At 54.4% G+C, this 18,624-nt stretch carries 23 protein-coding genes, 1 pseudogene and 1 CRISPR repeat array; of the genes and pseudogenes, 14 read left to right on the top strand and 10 right to left on the bottom strand.

Translation table 11 applies throughout. From position 1 onward, the window contains the following. The first annotated feature begins 24 nt into the window (after window positions 1–24). Complete coding sequence (locus AC1HCZ_RS05135) at window positions 25–177, top strand: helix-turn-helix domain-containing protein (RefSeq protein WP_479462478.1); 153 nt, start codon at window positions 25–27, stop codon at window positions 175–177. On the opposite strand, the gene AC1HCZ_RS05130 is transcribed toward AC1HCZ_RS05135, so the two are convergent. Further along, the gene (locus AC1HCZ_RS05130) at window positions 140–1,750 is read right to left on the bottom strand and encodes a S16 family serine protease (RefSeq protein WP_479462472.1); all 1,611 of its coding nucleotides are present in this window, start codon (window positions 1,748–1,750) and stop codon (window positions 140–142) included. The two genes, AC1HCZ_RS05135 and AC1HCZ_RS05130, sit on opposite strands and share 38 nt — an antisense overlap. An 80-nt stretch (window positions 1,751–1,830) precedes the next feature. Here AC1HCZ_RS05130 and AC1HCZ_RS05125 point away from each other — a divergent pair, with 80 nt between their 5' ends. From AC1HCZ_RS05125 to AC1HCZ_RS05100, 6 genes are all read left to right on the top strand, one after another. Beyond that, entirely contained in the window at window positions 1,831–2,898 is a 1,068-nt protein-coding gene (locus AC1HCZ_RS05125) for a complex I subunit 1/NuoH family protein (RefSeq protein WP_479462471.1), read from the top strand. Between the two features lie 10 nt (window positions 2,899–2,908). Next, complete coding sequence (locus AC1HCZ_RS05120) at window positions 2,909–3,478, top strand: 4Fe-4S binding protein (protein ID WP_479462470.1); 570 nt, start codon at window positions 2,909–2,911, stop codon at window positions 3,476–3,478. Further along, window positions 3,478–3,960 carry an NADH-quinone oxidoreductase subunit J family protein gene (locus AC1HCZ_RS05115; RefSeq protein WP_479462477.1) on the top strand — a complete coding sequence of 161 codons (483 nt, stop codon included), beginning with the start codon at window positions 3,478–3,480 and terminating at the stop codon, window positions 3,958–3,960. The genes AC1HCZ_RS05120 and AC1HCZ_RS05115 overlap by 1 nt, the downstream gene beginning before the upstream one ends. Continuing rightward, complete coding sequence (locus AC1HCZ_RS05110; RefSeq protein WP_479462469.1) at window positions 3,957–4,265, top strand: NADH-quinone oxidoreductase subunit K; 309 nt, start codon at window positions 3,957–3,959, stop codon at window positions 4,263–4,265. Before AC1HCZ_RS05115 ends, AC1HCZ_RS05110 begins: the two co-directional genes overlap by 4 nt. After that, window positions 4,262–5,578, top strand: coding sequence for a proton-conducting transporter transmembrane domain-containing protein (locus AC1HCZ_RS05105; RefSeq protein ID WP_479462468.1), 1,317 nt, complete (start codon window positions 4,262–4,264; stop codon window positions 5,576–5,578). Before AC1HCZ_RS05110 ends, AC1HCZ_RS05105 begins: the two co-directional genes overlap by 4 nt. 84 nt (window positions 5,579–5,662) lie before the next feature. Then, window positions 5,663–6,229 (top strand): BUD32 family EKC/KEOPS complex subunit, encoded by a 567-nt coding sequence (locus AC1HCZ_RS05100; RefSeq protein ID WP_479462467.1) that lies wholly within the window; start codon window positions 5,663–5,665, stop codon window positions 6,227–6,229. Here AC1HCZ_RS05100 and tuf read toward each other — a convergent pair. The 4 genes from tuf to AC1HCZ_RS05080 all read right to left on the bottom strand — a co-directional run bounded on the left by tuf (window position 6,213) and on the right by AC1HCZ_RS05080 (window position 9,227). After that, window positions 6,213–7,541 (bottom strand): translation elongation factor EF-1 subunit alpha, encoded by a 1,329-nt coding sequence (gene tuf / locus AC1HCZ_RS05095; protein ID WP_479462466.1) that lies wholly within the window; start codon window positions 7,539–7,541, stop codon window positions 6,213–6,215. The genes AC1HCZ_RS05100 and tuf overlap by 17 nt on opposite strands. A gap of 272 nt (window positions 7,542–7,813) precedes the next feature. Further along, entirely contained in the window at window positions 7,814–8,545 is a 732-nt protein-coding gene (locus AC1HCZ_RS05090; RefSeq protein ID WP_479462476.1) for a D-aminoacyl-tRNA deacylase, read from the bottom strand. Window positions 8,546–8,547: 2 nt separating this feature from the next. Continuing rightward, entirely contained in the window at window positions 8,548–8,760 is a 213-nt protein-coding gene (locus tag AC1HCZ_RS05085) for a hypothetical protein (protein WP_479462465.1), read from the bottom strand. Window positions 8,761–8,897: 137 nt separating this feature from the next. Next, a complete protein-coding gene (locus AC1HCZ_RS05080; RefSeq protein ID WP_479462464.1) occupies window positions 8,898–9,227 on the bottom strand; it encodes a hypothetical protein in 330 nt (109 codons plus the stop codon). Between the two features lie 121 nt (window positions 9,228–9,348). Further along, a CRISPR array of direct repeats spans window positions 9,349–10,116; the repeat unit is 26 nt; unit sequence CTTTCTATCCTCTCTTGAGACTCCAC. 420 nt (window positions 10,117–10,536) lie between these two features. Here AC1HCZ_RS05080 and AC1HCZ_RS05075 point away from each other — a divergent pair. After that, entirely contained in the window at window positions 10,537–11,748 is a 1,212-nt protein-coding gene (locus tag AC1HCZ_RS05075; RefSeq protein WP_479462475.1) for an FprA family A-type flavoprotein, read from the top strand. Here AC1HCZ_RS05075 and AC1HCZ_RS05070 read toward each other — a convergent pair. Then, complete coding sequence (locus AC1HCZ_RS05070; protein WP_479462463.1) at window positions 11,745–12,533, bottom strand: NAD-dependent epimerase/dehydratase family protein; 789 nt, start codon at window positions 12,531–12,533, stop codon at window positions 11,745–11,747. The genes AC1HCZ_RS05075 and AC1HCZ_RS05070 overlap by 4 nt on opposite strands. 141 nt (window positions 12,534–12,674) lie before the next feature. Here AC1HCZ_RS05070 and AC1HCZ_RS05065 point away from each other — a divergent pair, with 141 nt between their 5' ends. Together AC1HCZ_RS05065 and AC1HCZ_RS05060 are read left to right on the top strand one after the other, a co-directional pair. After that, entirely contained in the window at window positions 12,675–12,863 is a 189-nt protein-coding gene (locus AC1HCZ_RS05065; protein ID WP_479462462.1) for a hypothetical protein, read from the top strand. Beyond that, window positions 12,864–13,037, top strand: a complete 174-nt coding sequence (locus AC1HCZ_RS05060; protein WP_479462461.1) for a hypothetical protein — start codon at window positions 12,864–12,866, stop codon at window positions 13,035–13,037. Between the two features lie 158 nt (window positions 13,038–13,195). On the opposite strand, the gene AC1HCZ_RS05055 is transcribed toward AC1HCZ_RS05060, so the two are convergent. The 3 genes from AC1HCZ_RS05055 to AC1HCZ_RS05045 are packed head-to-tail and all read right to left on the bottom strand — an operon-like array spanning window position 13,196 to window position 15,882. Then, window positions 13,196–13,642, bottom strand: coding sequence for a hypothetical protein (locus AC1HCZ_RS05055; protein WP_479462460.1), 447 nt, complete (start codon window positions 13,640–13,642; stop codon window positions 13,196–13,198). Beyond that, entirely contained in the window at window positions 13,639–14,772 is a 1,134-nt protein-coding gene (locus AC1HCZ_RS05050) for an enolase C-terminal domain-like protein (RefSeq protein ID WP_479462459.1), read from the bottom strand. Before AC1HCZ_RS05050 ends, AC1HCZ_RS05055 begins: the two co-directional genes overlap by 4 nt. 6 nt (window positions 14,773–14,778) lie before the next feature. Further along, window positions 14,779–15,882 (bottom strand): class I SAM-dependent methyltransferase, encoded by a 1,104-nt coding sequence (locus AC1HCZ_RS05045; RefSeq protein WP_479462458.1) that lies wholly within the window; start codon window positions 15,880–15,882, stop codon window positions 14,779–14,781. A gap of 49 nt (window positions 15,883–15,931) precedes the next feature. On the opposite strand from AC1HCZ_RS05045, the gene AC1HCZ_RS05040 reads away from it, so the two are divergent. From AC1HCZ_RS05040 to AC1HCZ_RS05025, 4 genes and pseudogenes are all read left to right on the top strand, one after another. Next, the gene (locus AC1HCZ_RS05040; RefSeq protein ID WP_479462457.1) at window positions 15,932–16,612 is read left to right on the top strand and encodes a glycerophosphodiester phosphodiesterase; all 681 of its coding nucleotides are present in this window, start codon (window positions 15,932–15,934) and stop codon (window positions 16,610–16,612) included. 92 nt (window positions 16,613–16,704) lie between these two features. Next, window positions 16,705–16,830: pseudogene (locus AC1HCZ_RS05035) on the top strand (ribonuclease P Rpr2/Rpp21/SNM1 subunit); the annotation flags it as partial. A 55-nt stretch (window positions 16,831–16,885) separates the two neighbouring features. Continuing rightward, window positions 16,886–17,233, top strand: a complete 348-nt coding sequence (locus tag AC1HCZ_RS05030; protein ID WP_479462456.1) for a YhbY family RNA-binding protein — start codon at window positions 16,886–16,888, stop codon at window positions 17,231–17,233. Then, window positions 17,230–17,799, top strand: a complete 570-nt coding sequence (locus AC1HCZ_RS05025; protein WP_479462455.1) for a metallophosphoesterase family protein — start codon at window positions 17,230–17,232, stop codon at window positions 17,797–17,799. Before AC1HCZ_RS05030 ends, AC1HCZ_RS05025 begins: the two co-directional genes overlap by 4 nt. Here the strand turns inward: AC1HCZ_RS05025 and AC1HCZ_RS05020 are convergent. After that, window positions 17,796–18,617: a class I SAM-dependent methyltransferase gene (locus AC1HCZ_RS05020; RefSeq protein ID WP_479462454.1), complete on the bottom strand. Its 822-nt coding sequence runs from the start codon at window positions 18,615–18,617 to the stop codon at window positions 17,796–17,798. The genes AC1HCZ_RS05025 and AC1HCZ_RS05020 overlap by 4 nt on opposite strands. Window positions 18,618–18,624 lie beyond the last annotated feature (7 nt).

The raw sequence follows: 18,624 nt of genomic DNA, 5'->3' as shown, positions 1-18,624 counted from the left end.
CTCGAGGCCCGGGTCTACGCGACGTTGGCCTTGAGGGGCGAAGCCAGTTTGGATGAGCTCAGCAAGGAATTGGGTATAAACAAGAAAACTTTGTGGAGCGTATTGGACAAGCTTGAGAAAAACGGTTTGGTGGAAAAGCCTAAGAGGGGACTCTACCGGGCGAAGTCACTTGGTTGAGCTCCGCCAAGTGTGCGTAATATAGAGAAGTGTAGGCCAAGAATTCCGCCGCCGCCGGATTTGTCCTCAACAAGCTGTTCACGTACTGGGAATAGTTGTAAGCTATGAAGGAAGGGGTCTTGCAGTAGCTCCTCCCGACCACCAGGGGCATTATCTCTCTGGCCACCACCGTGCTGTTCTGTATGCTGCCTAACGCGTCCGCCGAGTTTTCGAAGGCGAGCGATGATAAGCCTATAACCTTGAAGAAGTTACCGTTAAACATGGCCCTTGCCATCTCGTCTACCGCGTCCTCTATTTGGTCGGAGAGCGAGTTCCCCGGGGGAACCACGCTCAGAGCGTACCTAGCTGCCGCGAGGCCTACGGCGTATGCTTCCCTAGCCAAGGCGTGCAAGTCCCTAATCGGAGGGGCGTAGGGCCTCTGGGCCAAGCTCTTAACCGCGGACGCCCACAGCTCTACGCTCACCGCCCTGGCCTTGGCCCTGGCCAAGGCGGACGCAACGGAAGGGAGGGACTCCGGGGTAGTGAAGTTGATGTGGGCTTCTAAGAACTTTAGCATCTCCTTCAACCTGAACTCCCTGTTGTAGACTGCCGCACACGCCTCCGCGGTCCAATAGTTGGCCCCACAGCCCGAGGGTTCTAACTCAGTATATTTCATCAGTTCCTTCACTTCCTTATTTACTATATCTTGTTCCTTATCTATTGGCGTGGCATTCAACAGCTTCTTGTAGTACGCGGTGTAGGCCTCTATCAACGCGGTGAAGGCATAGCTCGCCGCGGCGTAGTAGTTGCCTTGCCTCGATGCCCACTCAGCAAACCTCAAGTTTTTAGTTATCTCCGTGTTGTTTATGTTATACTTGGCTATGATCCCAACTGTCAAATTGTAGAGCTTCTTGTAGTGGTCCTTGAAGACGTCAAGTCTCTTTAACTCCTCGGGGGGTCGGCAGACGCTCCCCAGCGCTGCGGTGACGTTCTGGTTAGTGAAGTACCTAGCCGCGTCTATTATACTTCCAACTGTTATTACTTTGAGGCCTCCCTCCGGCACGGCCTCGCCTACGGGCACCAAGAACGTGTCTATGCCATAGCTCTTGACGGCCTTCGCTTTCACCTTTACCCCGCCGACCACCAGAACTTCCCCGCCCAAGCCTATCATGCCGGTCATTGCTGGGTGATTGATCACCTTTAAGTTGAGTAAGCTTAAGAGGGTTAGTGTCGAGGCCAGCGCGCTTCCGCTGGGACCGGCTGCCCTGAAGGTCACGTTGTAGCCCAAGTCGGCTAGGTAGTAGAGGTAGTCGTAATCGGTTAGAGGCTTGCCGGCAAGTATCGCCGCCGCCACGGCAGCCCCTCCCATAGAGCCTTGGAAGTCGTAGCCCAGCAAGGCTCCCCCGACGTAGTACCTACCCTCCCCCGACACGGTCCGGACGCTCAAGTTGGAGAGGGCGCCGGACGTAGAGCCCACAACCGCCGGGGCGAAGCCCCAGTAGCCCGCCGGGGGCGAGTAGGTCAAGGCCGGGTAAGCGAGCATTACGGTTCCTAGGACGAGCAACGCCAGGCTGAGTCCTTCGCTCCTGTTCAATCCGCGTACCCAGCGGGCCCCCCTCTTCGGCGTTAACAAAGATAATCTCATTCCGCGCTGTCGAGCTAGGGCCAGAGTCAATGGTCGGCGGCGAGTTCCTTGTCGTACTGACGCTAGTCTCCGTGATCTTGGCTTTCGGGTACTCCGGGTTGCTGGACTTGGTAACTATCTATATGGAAAGGAAACTGTGGGGCAAGATCATGCAGAGGTACGGGCCGGCTCACGTGGGCTACGCCGGACTACTGCAGCTGATAGCTGACTTCCTAAAGTACTTATCAAAAGAGTTGTACTCTCCCAAGAGGGCTAACAAGCTCTTCTATTACGGGCTGCCCCTGCTGCTCATAGCTATAATATCCGTACCCTTGGTCCTGATTCCGCTGGACTACGTAGCCCTTTCCGGTTTGGAGGGGCTGCTCAAGCTCGCGGGAGTTAACGTGAACTTGAGCGACTATGCCGCCTCGAAGTTGTTAGACCGGCTGGCCCCCGGCGTGGGCCTCTTGGGGTACGTCGCTGTAGTTGCGGTAACCATGCCTTTGATGTACATGCTGTCTTGGAACCAAGCAAACAAGTACGGAGCCTTGGGGGCTTTCAGAACCGTGCTCTTGCTGATAACGTACGAAGTGCCCTTCTTAATAGCAATTGCAGCGGTCGCCGCATTGGGAGGTTTGAGCTTCTACAAGGTAGTTAACTTCCAAAAGTCTACGTGGCTTGCCCTCTTGAACCCCATAGCTGCGCTGGTACTCTTCATCACGCTGTTGGCAGAGAGCGAGAGACCTCCCTTCGACCACCCCGAGGCGGAGCAAGAGATAGTCCACGGATGGAACGTGGAGTACGGCGCGGGCGAGTTCATACTGCTTTACGGCTTGTACTTGTATACGAAAGCCCTCTACGCCGACGCGCTGATCACGGTCTTCTTGCTAGGGGGGTGGCTGGGTCCCGCCTTGCCGGGAGTGCCGGTGGGGCTGACTAACGCTATATGGTTCACCGTTAAGATGGTTGCCGTGTTCGCCTTGTTCATACTAGTAAGGGCCGCGCTGGCGAGGCCTAGGGTGGATCAGATACTCGAACTAGGCTGGACGAAGATTCTGGCCTTATCGATAGTAGCTCTTTTCATATCGTTAATTGTAAAGAGTGTTTGGCTCGCGTGAGGTGAGACCCTTGGAGGAGAGGAAGTTCGTAGAGGTTAGGGAGAGGTGGGGGAGAAAGACAAACGTCCTGGGGGTTCTGAAGTCGTTAAAGGCGGTCGCTGAGTACTTGGTGCAGTCCCGGCCGACCACCCTTTATCCCTTTGAAAAGAACGACTTGCCGGAGAACTTCAGAGGCGTGCTAGTGTACGATATAGAGAAGTGTATAGGCTGTGGTGCGTGCGTGCTGGCTTGTCCTAACAACTGCTTGTACCGCCGCCCCGGCCCGAAGACGGAGAAGAACAGGCCCGGAATATACATAGCCTTTGAACCGACCCACTGCTTGTTCTGCGGCCTCTGCGTGGACGCGTGTCCGCCCGTCTCAGGGGCCTTGAGGCACAGCAACGTAGTCTCGATAGTTAGCAAAAAGAAGAAGATACTGTGGGAGCCGTGGGAGTGGGCGGCCTTTACGAAGTTAATAGATGAAAAGGGCTGGGAGAACGACGCTATCGATTACGATAGGGTAGAGCACTTAGTTAAGGAGAGGGCGGAGCAGATCAAAAAAGCTCTCGAGGAAGAGGCAGAGAAGGGTGCTAAGAAGTGATGGAAGCGTTCGTGCTGCTGATGGGAATGGCCACAGCATTCGCGGCGGCCGTGTTGTGGGACCCCGACATAGTTAGGGCGGCTAGCTCCTTAGTAATGGTATTCCTCCTCACAGGCTTCGCCTTGCTCTCCCTAGGCGCGTGGTTCGTCGGAGCAATGCAAGTCCTCTTGGGCGCCGGCGCGGTGGCGATACTGGCCTTGTACGCCGCAATATCATCAAAAAAGAGAAGGGAGGTCCTCAAGTCTAGGAGCGCCGGCACCGTAGCTGCGCTGGCGCTCAGCGTGTTAGGGATAAGCATCGGTTTCCTGACGCTCAACACCCCCGGAACTTTCACCTTCTACAGCTCTGACGCGTCGAAGATAGCAGACGTTTTGTTCGAAGATATAGGACTTACGGTAGCCCTCAGCGTTTTGCTAATAGTGGCCTTGATAGCTTCAGCTTACATAGTTAGGTACGTGTTCTTACAGGAGGTGAGAGCTTGAGCGAGCTGGGAGCGGCCATCTGGGCCACTATTCCCCTCCTCGTAGTAGGGCTCTACGGCATAGCTGCCAGGAGGAACTTGATAAGGATAATGTTAGCGCTGGAGATAGTAGGGGCAGCGACTGTAACGATACTGGGCGCGGCCGCGGCCGCCCAGTGGCAAGCTTCCGGAGAGGTTTTGGGCCTCCTAGCGCTGGTGGCTATAGGAATTGAGGGGGCGATGCTCATTGCTTTGGTTACGCTCTTCAACTACGTCTATCGTGATGTCGACGTTATTAAGATAAAGGAGGGGGGTGAGGACAAGTGATAGTTTCCCTCTTGTTGGGCTTGTTAGCCATACTCCAAGCCCTCTTGTTACCGGCCCAACTGTCCAAGTACTTGTCTGCGTTCCTATTGACGCTCAGCATATTCTTCGCAAGCGGTAAGGTGGGAAGCATAGTGGGAGACTACTACACCCAGATGGGCATGATGGCTATAACTGTACCGTCTATAATGACACTCTTGTTCCACACCAGATCCCAAAGGCACTTCGTCCTGCTAGTAACGCTGGTCACGATAGCCGGCTACTTGGTTGCGGCCTCGAGGAACTTGGCCACCCTAGCAATATCGCTCGAGGCAATGTCGCTCTCAGCGGCTGCGATAGCTTTCTACCCAGCCTCCAAGGACAAGATAAGGACGCTCAGCACTTACTTGGTGTTCAGTGTGTTTGCAGCCGTATTGCTCTTCTCCGGGCTGGCGTTCTACTTCGCCGGCACCAACACCTTTAGCTTAGTGGAGTTCACCCAGACCTCAACTGCTATAGTCGGACTGACACTCATACTGGCCTCCATAATGGTCAAGGTGGCGTTGGTCCCAATGCACGCGTGGGCGGTAGACGTTTACTCCTTGAGCAGCACCAGCGCGGCCTTGTACTTGTCCAACGCCGTCAAGGCCAGCGCCTTCATAGCGTTGGGAATACTCGCAGCCGGTCCGCTAAAGATGGCTATGAGTGTGGGCTACTGGCAAGTGCTAGTGCCGGTCATGCTCTTAGCTGTCGCGTCCATAGCGGTGGCCGCCGGGGGCATGGCCCTCAGTTCGGGAACTAAGAAGTTGCTCGCCTTCTCCAGCATAGCCCACGCCGGCTTCGCCGCCCTCGCCTTGGCAGCCCCCGGCCCGACGGCCGCAGCGATACTTGCCTACTACGCCTTGGCCTATTCCTTGTCCAACACCATAGGCTTCTCTGCAGTTCTACTGCTGAAGAAGGAAAACGAGGTCAGCTTGAACGAATTGAGCCTGTTGTACAAGAGGCCCTTGACTGCCTTGGCCTTCGCTATAGGGATGATGTCGCTCTTGGGCATACCGCCGACGGCAGGGTTCAACGCTAAACTGTTCGCGTTAATAAATTTACTGACCTCGGAGAACTTGCCGAGCTGGTACGCCCTAGCCATAGCGCTGGCGGCCGTAGTGTTCACCGCGGCCACGGGATATGGCTACGCGAAGGCTATAGCAGCGGTCGCCAAGAAGCCTGAGGAAGAACCGGAGTCCAACTCTGGACTCGAGCTAATGATGTGGTTCATGGCGTCTGTCGTGTTGCTCTTGTACTTCTATCCCGCGCTGCCAGTACCTACTGCTCTGAGCTGATGGCCCATGTTGAACAAGTTTTTGAGGGCGATCAAAGGGCTCTTGACCTTATTGTATCAGGCTTCCCCGAAAGGGGAGAAGGTAGTGAAGGTATACGAGAGCTGGAGGGCAATTAAGTGGTTGCCCGCGAAGCTTCTCTTCCCCTTCTTCCCTTACTCCCTCTCTCCTACAGAAAGGGCCGCGAGGGAGGCGCTCTTCTTGCTCTCCGAGCTCCCAACCCCGGAGCTCGTGTCTCTCGGGAAGGGTTTCTTGGTCAGGAAGTACTTAGAGGGGGATGTGCTCGGCCCCGACGGGAAGGAGGTGGCCCGGGCCCTGTGGAGGGCCCACTCGCTTTGCTGGGCACTGGGTGACGCGAAGTTCGACAACTTCTTGGTTAAGGGAGGAGACTTGTACTACATAGACGGGGAACAAGCGACCAGGACGTGCGACCCCTTGAGGCAAGGGGTCGACTTGGTGGAGGCCGCATTCTTCCTGATGCTGTTCGGGGGATGTAAACAAGTGAAGCTGTTGCTGGAGAACTACCCCGGGAGGGAGCAGAAGAAGGTTTTCTTGCTCCCTACGGGGGCCCTCTTGGTGTTGCCTTGCCTACACGTGGTACTCAAGGGGTTAAGGGAAGGTGGGACAAAAAGGGGGCTTACTTCTTCATCTTGATTTCTACCTTGACGGGCTTAACGTCGGTTACTATGCCTATTCCGACGGTCTTGCCCATGTCCCTCATGGCGAACCTGCCCAGAGGCTGGAATTCTTGGAACTTCTCTATCACCATCGGCTTGAGGGGCTTGAAGACCACTACCGCCGCGTCGCCCGGCTTCAAGAAGCTCGGGTTCTCCTCTATCACCTTACCGGTCCTGGGGTCGATCTTCTGCTTGATCTCTATTATCCTGCTAGCGACGCTGGCGGTGTGAGCGTGGACCACCGGGGTGTAGCCGACCGCTATGGCGCTGGGGTGCCAGATGACGAACACTCTGGCGGTGAACTGGTCCGCCACGGTGGGCGGGTTCTCCGGGTGACCCGCCACGTCTCCCCTCTTTATGTCGTTCTTGCTCACGCCCCTTACGTTGAAGCCTATGTTGTCGCCCGGCATGGCTTGCTCTATCTTTTCGTGGTGCATCTCTATGCTTCTGACCTCACCCCCTACCCCCGGCGGCATGAACACTACCTTGTCGCCGACCTTAAGGACGCCGGTCTCTACCCTTCCTACTGGGACGGTGCCGACGCCGGTGATGCTGTAGACGTCTTGGATGGGTATCCTGAGCGGGAGCTTAGCCCACTTCTCCACGCTGGGCGGCTTGAGGTTGTCCAGAGCCTCGACCAAAGTCGGGCCCTTGTACCACGGCATGTTCTCGCTTCTCTTAATTATGTTATCGCCGGTCCAAGCGCTCACGGGTACGAACGGTATCTCGTCTACCTTGAAGCCCAAGCCCTTCATGAACTTCTTCAAAGTTTCTACTATCTGCTTGTACCTCTTCTCGCTCCAAGGAGGCTCGGTGGCGTCCATCTTGTTAATGGCTACTATTACTTGATCGATACCCATGGTCTTGGCTAGGAGTATGTGCTCCCTGGTCTGGCCCTCGGCGCTCATACCGGCCTCGAACTCACCCGGCCTGGCGCTGACCACCAGTATGGCCGCGTCTGCTTGGCTGGCACCGGTGATCATGTTCTTAATGAAGTCCCTGTGGCCGGGGGCGTCGATGATGGTGAAGTAATACTTGGGAGTTTCGAACTTCATGAAGGTCAAGTCGATGGTAACGCCCCTCTCGCGCTCCTCCTTGAGCTTGTCCAGCAGCCAGGCATACTTGAAGCTCTCCTTGCCCCTCTTCTTGGCCTCCTCTTCCAGCATCTTCAGCGTCTTCTCGTCAACGAAGCCCAGCTCGTACAACAAGTGACCCACTAGGGTGCTCTTGCCGTGGTCTACGTGGCCGATCACTATCAAGTTCATGTGAGGCTTCTCTTTCTTGCTCATACTACTGATCCCTCCGTCCGGGGGCTAGTCAGTGTCGACTTAAAAAGATTGGTACGATGGTAGTACTCGAAGGCCGATGAGGTATGGGTGAGCTGCTACGAGCGGTGAGGACAGAGGGTGACGCTGAGGCCCTTATCTAAAAGATCTCTCCTTCGGTCCCAGTCCTTGCTTCTCATCTCTAGAAGATACAAAACGTTCCCTACGCTGTGCATTACAGAGCGACCCTCAACGAGGTCTCGTCTAAAATCCAAAAAACCGCGCACCTAGGCCCCTCAGACCAAGAGTACCTCTAAACCGAGGTCTTGCATAATTTTAATGAGCTTCGAGCGGGACTCGGATTTGAGCGATTTCTTCTCCACGTATGCCTTTTCGGGCTTCTCGAAGCTCCTCTCCACCATTTGTCTCAACAGTTCTTCGTCTAAACTCTCAACGACATATTTAGCTGCTATGTGGCCGAAACAAGCCTCCTCCTCCAAGCACCTCTTGGTGGCCCTCTTGGAGTAGTGAGGTCCGCCCACCCAAACCGCCTTGGGGGCCTCGCAACTGTAGTCCTCCCACGACGCAACTGCCCGGGCCAAGGCTTTGTGGTTAGCCGGGTCCTCCCAGTCCTCCTTCGTCGACCCTATCTCCACGAAGACCAACGGCCTGTCGCTAGTGGGGCCGTGGTGGGTGGCCTCGTAGGTCACGTCGTAGCCCTCCCTCCGGGAGGCGTTCATAGCCCTTAGAAGGGAACAAGCGAGGGAGGGGTAAGCTACTCCGAGCTTCCTGGGCTCCCCTCCGAGCCTCGCCTCTCCGAAGTTACCCGTGTGATGCACTGTGAACGCTTTCACCCTCTTTTCGCTGGAGTGCCTCGAAAGGACGATGAACGCGTCCCCGACCATCTCGTTAAATTCGAAGAAGGGCGGGTCCTCCGGCAGCTCTATTACCTTAATTCCGTATTCCGTTTCAAGGATCTCGGCTGTTCCTTTAGCTGCGGGATCTCCCGGATAGTAAACTACGCTCACCTTCAAGGCCCGTCCAACAAGCCGGCCGCCTCGAGGGACCTAAGAACCTTGAGGGCTAAGGAGCGCGACTTCAAACGGATCAGGAGTTTGTCGCCAACCCTTTCCACCAGTGCATCCGGAGGCAAGAACTCTTCGGCTCCCTCCTTTGCTACTATTACGTAATAACCTTGGGGGTCCCTCTTTCCCAGGCCTTTAATTCTCAACCCTCCTCTCAACGTTCTGTCCCCCCTCTTAACGCTCCAGTAAAGTTGTGGAATAAATTTCTCGTAGCAATCTTTCTATCCTCTTTCGAAACTCCTCTGTATGTTAGAAAGAAATACTAGAGGAGAGGATAGAAAGGAGGAAAGAAAAATTAAGCTAAAAATCTAAGCGCCTTTATGCACTTGATACGCCCCTTTTCGTCCCTCTCGGGCGCTAGCTCGCCAGCGCGTGGTGTATATGGTGCGAACACTGCTCTGGCACCGGTCTGCTCTTTTAGTTCATCAGCGATAGCTTCGTTAAATAGACCAGAGACAATCAATATTTTACCTCTTAGGTCGATGTCCTCTTTCAACTTGATGTCGAACTTGTCGCTGTACCTGACCTTTATCAATGGAACTCTTAACTCCTCCACCTCTACTTCTCCTATTATATCTACCGTTTCTTCTAGATTGACCACCCCTTTGCTCGGGAGTGTTACCATTTTTCCGTCTCTGCATATGTTAAGGTCATGCGGCGTGAGGTTTACAAATTCAAACCTTTCCGACACCCCGACCACCCCCGTGATATGTTTAGGTTGTCGAAGATGATATGTTACTCTGCATCTTTCTATCCTCTCTTGAGACTCCACCAGTGCTTTACCGCGCCAGCCCCCGCCGTACCGAGCCATTCTTTCTATCCTCTCTTGAGACTCCACACCTCATATCGATGGTGACGGCAATGTTAACGACGAGAGTAACTTTCTATCCTCTCTTGAGACTCCACTGAGGAGTGAGGGGTGAGAACAGTGAAGAAGGAAGTGATCTTTCTATCCTCTCTTGAGACTCCACCGCATTTATGAAAACTTTTAGGCTCATTTGAATCGCGTCATCTTTCTATCCTCTCTTGAGACTCCACCGCACGACTCCGTTATCACATTTCTCGTGCGCCGTACAAAGTATTGCACTTTCTATCCTCTCTTGAGACTCCACCCTTGGTGAAACCTGCATTAACAACGTTGGGCACCAGGCTGGCTTTCTATCCTCTCTTGAGACTCCACACGTGCGGCACGCGTGCATACGAAGGTCTATTTCTTTCTCTTTCTATCCTCTCTTGAGACTCCACCCAAGACGGGCACGCTGAACGTAATGGTGGCCGTGCAACCGTTCTTTCTATCCTCTCTTGAGACTCCACGAGGAGGAGGAAATGGAAAAGTACCAGCGCTTACTTAACCCGCCTTTCTATCCTCTCTTGATACTCCACTTGATGATATTCTTGTCAAGAGATTGCTTCAGCTGTGTTAGTCTTTCTATCCTCTCTTGAGACTCCACTTCCATATTTTAATTTCTTTTGGTTCATCTATTCTAGCTTTCTATCCTCTCTTGAGACTCCGCCGAGCGCTTCCGTATAAAGCTCCAAGTTCCTTCCCTTAAAAGGCTTTCGTTCTACCGCTTCCTTACAATTCCCAGCTATTTTTCTCTCCATTTAAGAGATTTTCCTCTGCCCTTACCCCTAAGGCCTTGGGCGTTCCCATGAAAAGATATAAGGGGGTTGAGAAATGAGAATAGTAATGGTACGGTTCCGAATATAGAGTGTTCCCACGGGCTCAATGAGGAAAATGGAAATGAGGAGCGAGAAAAAGTTGATGATGAGTTATACATTAGATTACGAAGATGATTATTCTCGTACCTAAACTACAAGAGGCTGCTCTCAAGTCCGAACCCGACTGGAGGACTTGGGTCGAACCGACCGACACGGGAAAGCAAAATTCCTCGCGACCTGTCGCTAACTAGGAGGAGGCTGAAGAGTTGGTAATGTATCACATAGCCGAGGTTACTAAAGGCTTGTACGTCCTTAGGGTTGACGACCGCTACACTAAGTACTTTGAAGCCTTATGGGAGATACCCGAAGGTATAACTTACAACGCCTACTTGTTGAAAACTGACGAAGGTGACGTGTTGTTCGACACGTGGAAAAGGCAGTTCTCCAGCCACTTGATGGAGGCCCTAGAGAGATTAACCTCGCCAGACCGCTTGAAGTACGTAGTGGTCCATCACATGGAGCCTGACCACTCGGGCAGCTTGGAGGACGTGCTCCGCTGGGCGTCGGGGGCAAAGGTCTTGGGTCACCCACTGGCTGGCAGAATGATGAATGCATATCCCAAGGCCAAGGAGAGGTTCAAAGCGGTGAGGGACGGAGAAGTGATGGAGGTAGGCGGCAAGAGGTTGAGGTTCATCCACACGCCGTGGCTCCACTGGCCAGAAACGATGATGACGTGGCTCGAGGACGAGGGAGCGTTGCTTACTTGCGACGCCTTCGGGGGATATGGGATCCCACTCTCCTTCTTCGATGACCAGTGCGTAAAGCTGGAAGAGATGATAAGAGAGATGAGGAAGTACGTAGTGACGGTGATAGGACATTACAGGGAATGGATAGACAGAAACATTACCAAGCTAGAGAAGCTCGGAATAAGGCCGAAGATCGTGGCTCCGGCCCACGGACTTATATGGAGGAAGAACGTAGACAAGGTTTTCCAAGTGTACAAGGACGTAGGCAAGTCGAAACCTAAGCACAACAAGGTGCTTCTGGTGTACGCTTCCATGTACGGTACCGTAGAGAAGATCGCCCGGGGAGTGGAGTGCGAGCTGGTAAAGGAGGGGATGGAAGTGACCGTCTATGGCTTCAACGACACCTCTCGGCCGTACATCTCCGAGATATTGACGGACGCGTCGGACGCGGAGATAGTGGTGTTCGCCACGCCCACTTACGAGGTCGAGGCCTTCCCGTTCCTAAAGTTCGTAGCTCAAGAGCTCTGCTGGAAGGTGGGGAACGGTAAGAAGGCCGTGTTGATCTCAAACTACGGCTGGTCCAGCGCAGCAATAGAGGACTTGAAGAAGACACTGGAGAACTGCGGTTACAAGTCAGTTGCCGAAGTTAAGTATAACGCCATAGGGCCCACAGCTATAACCGACGAGGCGGTGGCTGAAATAGCGAAGAAAGTGGCAGACGCTATTAAGGAGAACTAACACTTGAGCTTCTTGCTCTCGTATCGGTACCTCATAACCGCCAATGCGTGCGCAATAGGCTTCAAAGTTTTTATTACGAGTCTCGGGGGCTTGACGTCGTAAGCCTTGAAGCCCAAGTCCCTCAACGTGCCGTCCACGGCCAGGTACCACCCGGGCGACGAGGCAGCCCTTTCTATAGCCTTTGCCACACACTCAACTGTGCTGACGTTCATGTTTGGAATTGGGAGCGATTTTTCCTTTGCAAGGTTCAAGAGCTTCCACTCCGGCCGGTAGGCCCACTTGCCCACTACCAGTGCAGGCCTCACTATTGAGCCTCCTTCCCTCCATACCGCCCTCTCGCCTTCAGCCTTGGTCTCGGAATATTTCCCGATTGGGACGCAACCTTTCAAGAGTTCGTCCTCCTCCCTCACCCTCCCAGATTCCTCGCAAGTGTCGGCTAAACCCATCGCCGCCACCGAGCTCACGTACACGTACTTAAGGCCGAGCTCCTTTGCGACCTTTAAGGAGATTAACGCCCTGGTCACGTGGGAGTCGTACATCTCCTCCCGCTTGCCGAAAAGCTTGCCCGCCGCGTAGACCACCGCGTCCGCGCCGCAGCGCTCCAAGACCAGCCTCAATTCTTCTTCATTTATTTCATTTATCAAGTACGTTTCCTTGTCTTTGAATGCATCCTTCAAGAAAGGTCTCTTCTCCGCGCTAGACTTCCGGGCTATTCCGCAAGACTCCGTGAGCTCCGCCAAGTTCGCCCCCAAGTACCCCCAAGCCCCCACGACGGCGAGCTTCAAGGTTCCACCCAACCCAGTTAACTTTCCTTCGCGCCGACCCATTAACCAGGGAACATCTAATTTTCAATACATAGAGATAGTTGTTTTTCAAAGATAAGAGAATTAAGGAGACTCGCCGTAGTACCCCTCGAGGGATGGCGCGTGGCTAAGATGCATGCCCACATGGAAGCTGAGATAGACGACCAAGTTTTGGAGAAGGTCTTTGGCGCCTTGAGCGCCAAGGGAGTAAACAAGATAGTTATGGAGATTAAGGACGTCCACGGAAAGCTGATAATTACAGCCGAACCCACCGAGGAGAGCGTAGTCGAGGCGAAGAAGGGAGGGGAGTAATTGAAGCTGGTCTTGGTAGTTGAGCTAGACGAGAAGACCGTAGATTTTTTGAAACGCGAGCTGGGCAACGCAAAACTGAAGTTAGTACTTGAAAGGCTCGAAGCGGAGGTCGACGCTGGAGGGGAGGACGTCAAAGTGATAAGGGTGGGCCCCGAGTGCCTCCCCTCCAGATAAACTTTTTCTACTACTGTCTAACAGAGCGTTAGACACCGACCTTTAAGGGTCCGCTCGGACCAGCTCTCGGGGTCTAGCGTGCAGACCGCAGTCCAACTCCCCAAGCCCAAGCCCTCCGAAGAGGAGCTGGAGCTCTACCTCGCCGAAGCCGCCTTAAGCTACAGATAGCAACCTTTTCTCAACCCCAAATCTTTTAGCTTCCTTATTATTTCTTCCACAAGTTTCAGCACCCTCTCGCGCCTCACCCCCCTCCTCTCCGCCTCCTTCAACACTACCTCCATTACTTTTGAGTACTTCTTGTACTCCTCGTTTAACCTCCTCCAAGGTACTCCCTTGAAAGCCTCGGCGACCTCCGGGTCGTAAGGGAGCTTTCCCAACGCCATTAGGACTGCTATTATTGGATAGCCCGCGTAGCCCCTAAACCTAGTTCCGTTGTCCGTGCTGTCCGCCAGCCTCCTCTCCAAGTCTACACAGACCTCGTAAACCCTGTCGCCCTCACTCGAGACGACCTCCGCCCTCCCGTCCCTCAACTTCACCCTCCCGTCGGCCAAGGCTCCCAAGGCTTCTAGGACCTTTATCTTGGGCGGGAGCTTCAGAGGCTTCAAAAGACCACCTCAGAAACAGTTATCGAATCCAAATAATCTTCGTCTATCTCAAACAATAAGCCCGGAGCGTCCCTCACCTCTACGAAACCGCACTTGACCTCGAAGGGATCCTTCGCAAGGCCCCTCTCAAACAAGTGGTCCTCGGGGCTGAAGTCGGAGGGCTCGAGGTTCCCCCTGGCCAACGAGGCCACGGTCATGTTTAAGCTCCTCCCGATCGCGGTCTCTAACATTCCTCCTATGAAGAACGGTAGCTCGTTCTCCAATATTAGTTCTATGGCTTCCACGCTCTTGATCAGTCCCCCGAAACGAGGCGGCTTGAGGTTTATTCCTAAGGGAGCCCCCAAGGCGTCCACCAAGTGGGCCGTCTCCGCTACGCCCTCGGGCTCCTCCAGGCTCTCGTCCAAAATTACTTCAACGCCCTCAGAGGAGGCGAGCTTCGCAGAGAAGACGACGTCGTGGGGCGGGAAAGGCTGCTCCAGCGCGTCAGCGTAAGAAGCCACCTTGCTCAAGTACTCCCAGTGGACGTCCTTGAGAGGGTTGTAAGCCCCGTTGGCGTCGGCCAACACCGGGACGCCCGGGAACTCCCTCTTGAGGGTCCTCACGGGCTCTACGTCCCAGCCGGGCTTTATCTTAACCTTAAGCCTCCTCGCGCCCCACTCGAGGGCCCTCTCGGCCCACTTGACCAGCTCCTCCTCATCCCTCACTATTCCTATACTCTCTTGAATCGGTATCCTCACCCTCCTCCCGCCCACTGCCTTGACCAAGCTCTCTTTCCTCAAACAAGAGAGTAAGGTCAGCACTGAGTACTCTATCATAGATTTGGCGAAGTTGTTGCCCCGGTACTTGTTTAGAGTCTTTAAGAGACCACTTACGTTTTCAACCATTTTAATCTTGGGAATAACTAGCTTAGCGAATGATATTACCGAGTCCACGAACTCTCCGCTGTAGAGCGGCTCCGACTCTGCGGGGGCCTCGCCGAAGCCTTTGCACCCCTCCGCCTCAGCGACCGCTATTACCCGCGCCCCCTCAGCCATTCCGAAACTCGTCTCAAAGTCTATCTTCATCTTCATTTTTACTACCTTTATTTTGAATTTAATCCCTTCGGGTAGGTTCCAGGCCAACAACTCCAACGTCTGTCACCTCGCGAAGAGGACGTAGGAGTGCCCGTAAGGGACCTTATAGAAGGAGATGTGAGGCTTCAAGTAAAGCTTGTAGTCTGGGTTGATCTCCTTCACCTCCCTCGGGATCACTATTAAGTCGTCCCAACGGTGGTAGACAGCCAAGGCCAAGTAGGGCTTTCGCTCTTTCAAGAAGTTTTTAAAGACTTCCAAAGCGTCCCTCTCGTAGCCTTCTATATCGCTCTTGAGGAAGTAGTTATCTTTATCCTCGATCAACCTCGTCAGCTCCTCCACGTCGGACTCTTTCCTGATCGCCTTGTTTATTATTATCATCTCATTATTTTTGGATCTTAAAAACTTATCGGCCAACTCCTTGTTTCTCGTCGCTACTTTCAACACCTCTGCCGAAGCGTCTACGGCCAATAGCTTGGAGTTCGAGGCGTAGAGCGAGTACCAGAGGGTGGTCTCCCCGTAAGCCGCGCCCAGGTCTAAGAGGGCCGAGTTGTCTACTGGAACTACGCCGCACTCCTCGCACTTGTAACTCTCACACGCGAATATCTCCCTCATAAGGCTTTCCGAGTTTTCTATTTTAAATAAGCCCTTCACGTCGTAGAGCGGTAAGTACTTGCCAATTCCCACGCGCTTGATGCCCCTCTTCTCCAAGTCCGCTTTAGGTATGTAGCAAAAGGTGAACTTTCCGGAAACCACCGAGGGTGCCATGAACTTCAATAGGTCCGCCAAGGCCAAGTAGTTGAGGAGGTTCACGTAAGTTTCTTGACTTTCCTTCTCGAACAGCTCGCACGCCTCGATAAAGTCCTTGGGATCTTTAATCAGCGCGCCAAGGACCCCGTGAAACACAGAAGAATACATAAAATAAGAGAAGGTCCACGGAGGGTAGTGGTGCCACTCCAACGTCCTCATGCAGCGCTGGAAGAACGCTTCCGTTACCGTCCTCCCCCCGAAACGGACGCTTACCTTTCTCAGTACTTTAAGCGGAAGGTTGATTGGGTCATCCCTAATAAAGAACCTAGAGGTTGCCATTTTAATGGCTAGGTCTTGCACATCCTCCAAGTACTTCATGAATACGTCCTCGAACCCTTCGAGTTGGTCGCACACACCCATGGTTTTCCGCTTTTGCGCTCCCCTGGGCAGTAAAAGTGTGGTAAGAGCGTTGAAGCCCATTGTAGTGGGCCACCAAGGGGCTAGGTTCGTAGTTAAGGGCAACACTGTCCGGGCGTTCAGGTACGCCTTAGAGAGCGGGGCGGACGCAGTGGAGTGCGACGTGTGGCGTTTGAGGGACGGCAGCTTGGTCGTTCACCACGACAGGGAAGTGCAGATAGGTAACAAGAAGTACGACATAAAGTCATTAACGTTGGGACAGCTGAAGAGGTACTTGCCCTACGTGCCTACGCTAAAAGAAGTCTTGGCTTTGGTGGTCGAATCCCACAAGAAGAGGCTCTTCGTTGAGCTTAAGGACCCCAGCCCCTTGGCTGCCGAGGCCCTAGACAAGGCTTTGGAGGGCTGGGAGCTTGTCACTGTGTTGTCGTTCTACGCTCCCCAGCTCAAGAGGTTGAAATACCCGAGCAAGGGTTTGTTGTTCGTGGTGAGGCCTCTCTCCTTAAGACAGCTAGTGGAGGGCTTGGAGCTCGAGTGGGCAGCACCCCGGAGGGACGTGGCCGACGGGGAGCTGGTCGGAGAGGCGAAGGGCTTGGGACTGAAAGTCCTAACATGGCTCCACAACAGACCGAAGGAGGTGGAAGAAGCGTTGAAGCTCGGGGTGGACGCCTTCGCCACAGACAGGCCGGACTTAGCCAAGGCTTGGCTGGAGAGGGCATTGAGGGGAAGAAATTGAAAAAGCGGGAACTCTTAAAGGACTTGGCCAAACAGAGGTTCTACGCCCTCGTTGACCTGGCGTTTCAAGAGGCGAGGAAAGGGAGGCTGGAGGTGGCCTCCTCGTTGGGGAGACAAGCTTTCGCAGTGGCCAAGAAGGGAGGTTACAGAGTCCCCAAGAAGATCAAGAGGAGGTTCTGCAGGAGGTGCTTCGTCCCGTTGATTCCGGGCGTCACCGCGAGCGTTAGGGTTAGGAACAAGGGCAAGCCAACGGTAGTGATTAGGTGCTTAAATTGTGGGTACGTTAGGAGGTATCCGGGAGAGCTTGAAGGGGCTGAGGGGAGAGCTGAGCCAGACGAGGGAGACGGTCCACATAGGGAAGAAGGGAGTGACGGAAGAGGTACTGAGGGAAATAAAGAGACAACTGAAGGAGAGGGGCTTCGTCAAGGTAAAGATAGAGAAGAGCGTGATCAAGGTGTTAGAGAGGGACAGAAGGGAAGTAGCCGAGGAGGTCGCGGAGAGGTTGGGGGCGAGGTTGCTTGAGGTAAGGGGGAGAACCTTCATATTGGTCGATAAGAACGGGATAAGGTTTTCCGAAATAGATAGGTTCAAGAAGAACAAGAGGAAGGGGAAGAGAGGGTGAGGGTCCTACACGTCTCAGACGTCCACTGCGCGTCGGCCAAACTCAAAGAAGTATTGGAGCGGGAAGAGTACGACTTAGTGGTCGCGACTGGGGACTTCGAGTGCTTAAGCGTAGTACACGCCTTAGAGTCGTCCAAGGCCCCGGTGTTGGCCGTCACAGGAAACTTGGACGACCCGGAGGTGGCGGACCTCTTGGAGGAGCTCGGCTACGGTATTGAGAACGAAGTGAGGGAGGTAAACGGCAAGCGCTTCGCTGGCCTCTCCGGCCAAGAGCCCAAGACGTCCGCCGAGCTCTTAATGAGGCTGGACTTCGACGTGTTGCTCACGCATTACCCTCCTAAGGGGGTTGTGGACAGGGCTTGGAACGGAGTCCACATAGGTCTGGTGGAGGTCAGGAGGTTGGTTGAGGAGAAGTCCCCGGAGGTAGTGCACTGCGGCCACGTCCACGAGGCAAGGGGGTGGGGCCGGCTGGGCGAGACCTTGGTGGTCAACCCGGGCCCACTGAGGCACGGCCACTACGCGCTGATAGATTACGAGAACAAAGTAGTCGACTTCAAGAGGGTTTAAGTCCTCTTACCCACGAGCACCACCCTAGGCGACGAGGGCTCGAAGGGCCTTCCGGACCAGTCGCCGTAGGCCTCTAGGGGCTTCCAACCGCCCTCCCTCGCGAGCCTCGCGAGCTCGTGAAGCGAGTAGAGGCGGAACTGCAAGTTCATCGTAGTCACCTTCTTTAAGCCGTCCTCTCCCCTCTCGTAGACCTCGACCTCGCTCTCGTCCATAGACTTCCAAGGGTCGTATCGACTGTTAACTATCATTACTTTGTCTCCGTGCTCCAAGGTCCACTTGTAGCTCATCTGGAAGCCCCTCGCCCTGAGCACAGAGTCCCTGTTCTCCACGTCCAACAAGAGCAGTGCCCCGGGCTTGGACGTCCAAGCGAAGTTGCGAAGTATCGCTCTGTCCACCTCGTCGCCGTAGAATCCGAAACTGGAGAACCAAGAAACTATAGCGTCAAACCTCAAGTCCTTCACTACCTCCGGCAGTCTCCTCAAGTCCCCAACTGCACACCGGGCCTTGTTCTCGACACCCGCCCGGGCTATTCTCTCGTTGGCCTCCTCAACGAACTTGGGGGATATGTCTATCCCCAACACGTCGTAGCCGTACTCGGCCAACCCTACGGTTATCCTCCCCGTCCCGCAGCCGGCGTCGAGGATCAGCCCGCTCCTGACGCCGTGAGACTTCAGCACCCTGACTATGAAGGCTACTTGAGAGCTCGTGGAGGTCCACACGGAGGGGGGCTCGGCCAGGAGGGAGGAGTAAGCGAACCACCTGACCCACGTCTCCGCCGTCCAGTCCAAGGCCAACCATCCGGGGGGCTTGGCCCTCAAACGGTAA

This window comes from Ignicoccus sp. (genome assembly GCF_056435145.1).
Note: the sequence above shows the minus strand (reverse complement) of the source record. Positions and strands in the feature narration are given on the sequence as shown.

What these genes read in the sequence shown, in the direction of transcription:
- AC1HCZ_RS05075 (WP_479462475.1), top strand. Translation starts at nt 10,537, where the DNA reads ATGTATCACATAGCCGAGGTTACTAAAGGCTTGTACGTCCTTAGGGTT.
- AC1HCZ_RS05125 (WP_479462471.1), top strand. Translation starts at nt 1,831, where the DNA reads ATGGTCGGCGGCGAGTTCCTTGTCGTACTGACGCTAGTCTCCGTGATC.
- tuf (WP_479462466.1), bottom strand. Translation starts at nt 7,541, where the DNA reads ATGAGCAAGAAAGAGAAGCCTCACATGAACTTGATAGTGATCGGCCAC.
- AC1HCZ_RS05115 (WP_479462477.1), top strand. Translation starts at nt 3,478, where the DNA reads ATGGAAGCGTTCGTGCTGCTGATGGGAATGGCCACAGCATTCGCGGCG.
- AC1HCZ_RS05080 (WP_479462464.1), bottom strand. Translation starts at nt 9,227, where the DNA reads ATGGTAACACTCCCGAGCAAAGGGGTGGTCAATCTAGAAGAAACGGTA.
- AC1HCZ_RS05045 (WP_479462458.1), bottom strand. Translation starts at nt 15,882, where the DNA reads ATGGGTGTGTGCGACCAACTCGAAGGGTTCGAGGACGTATTCATGAAG.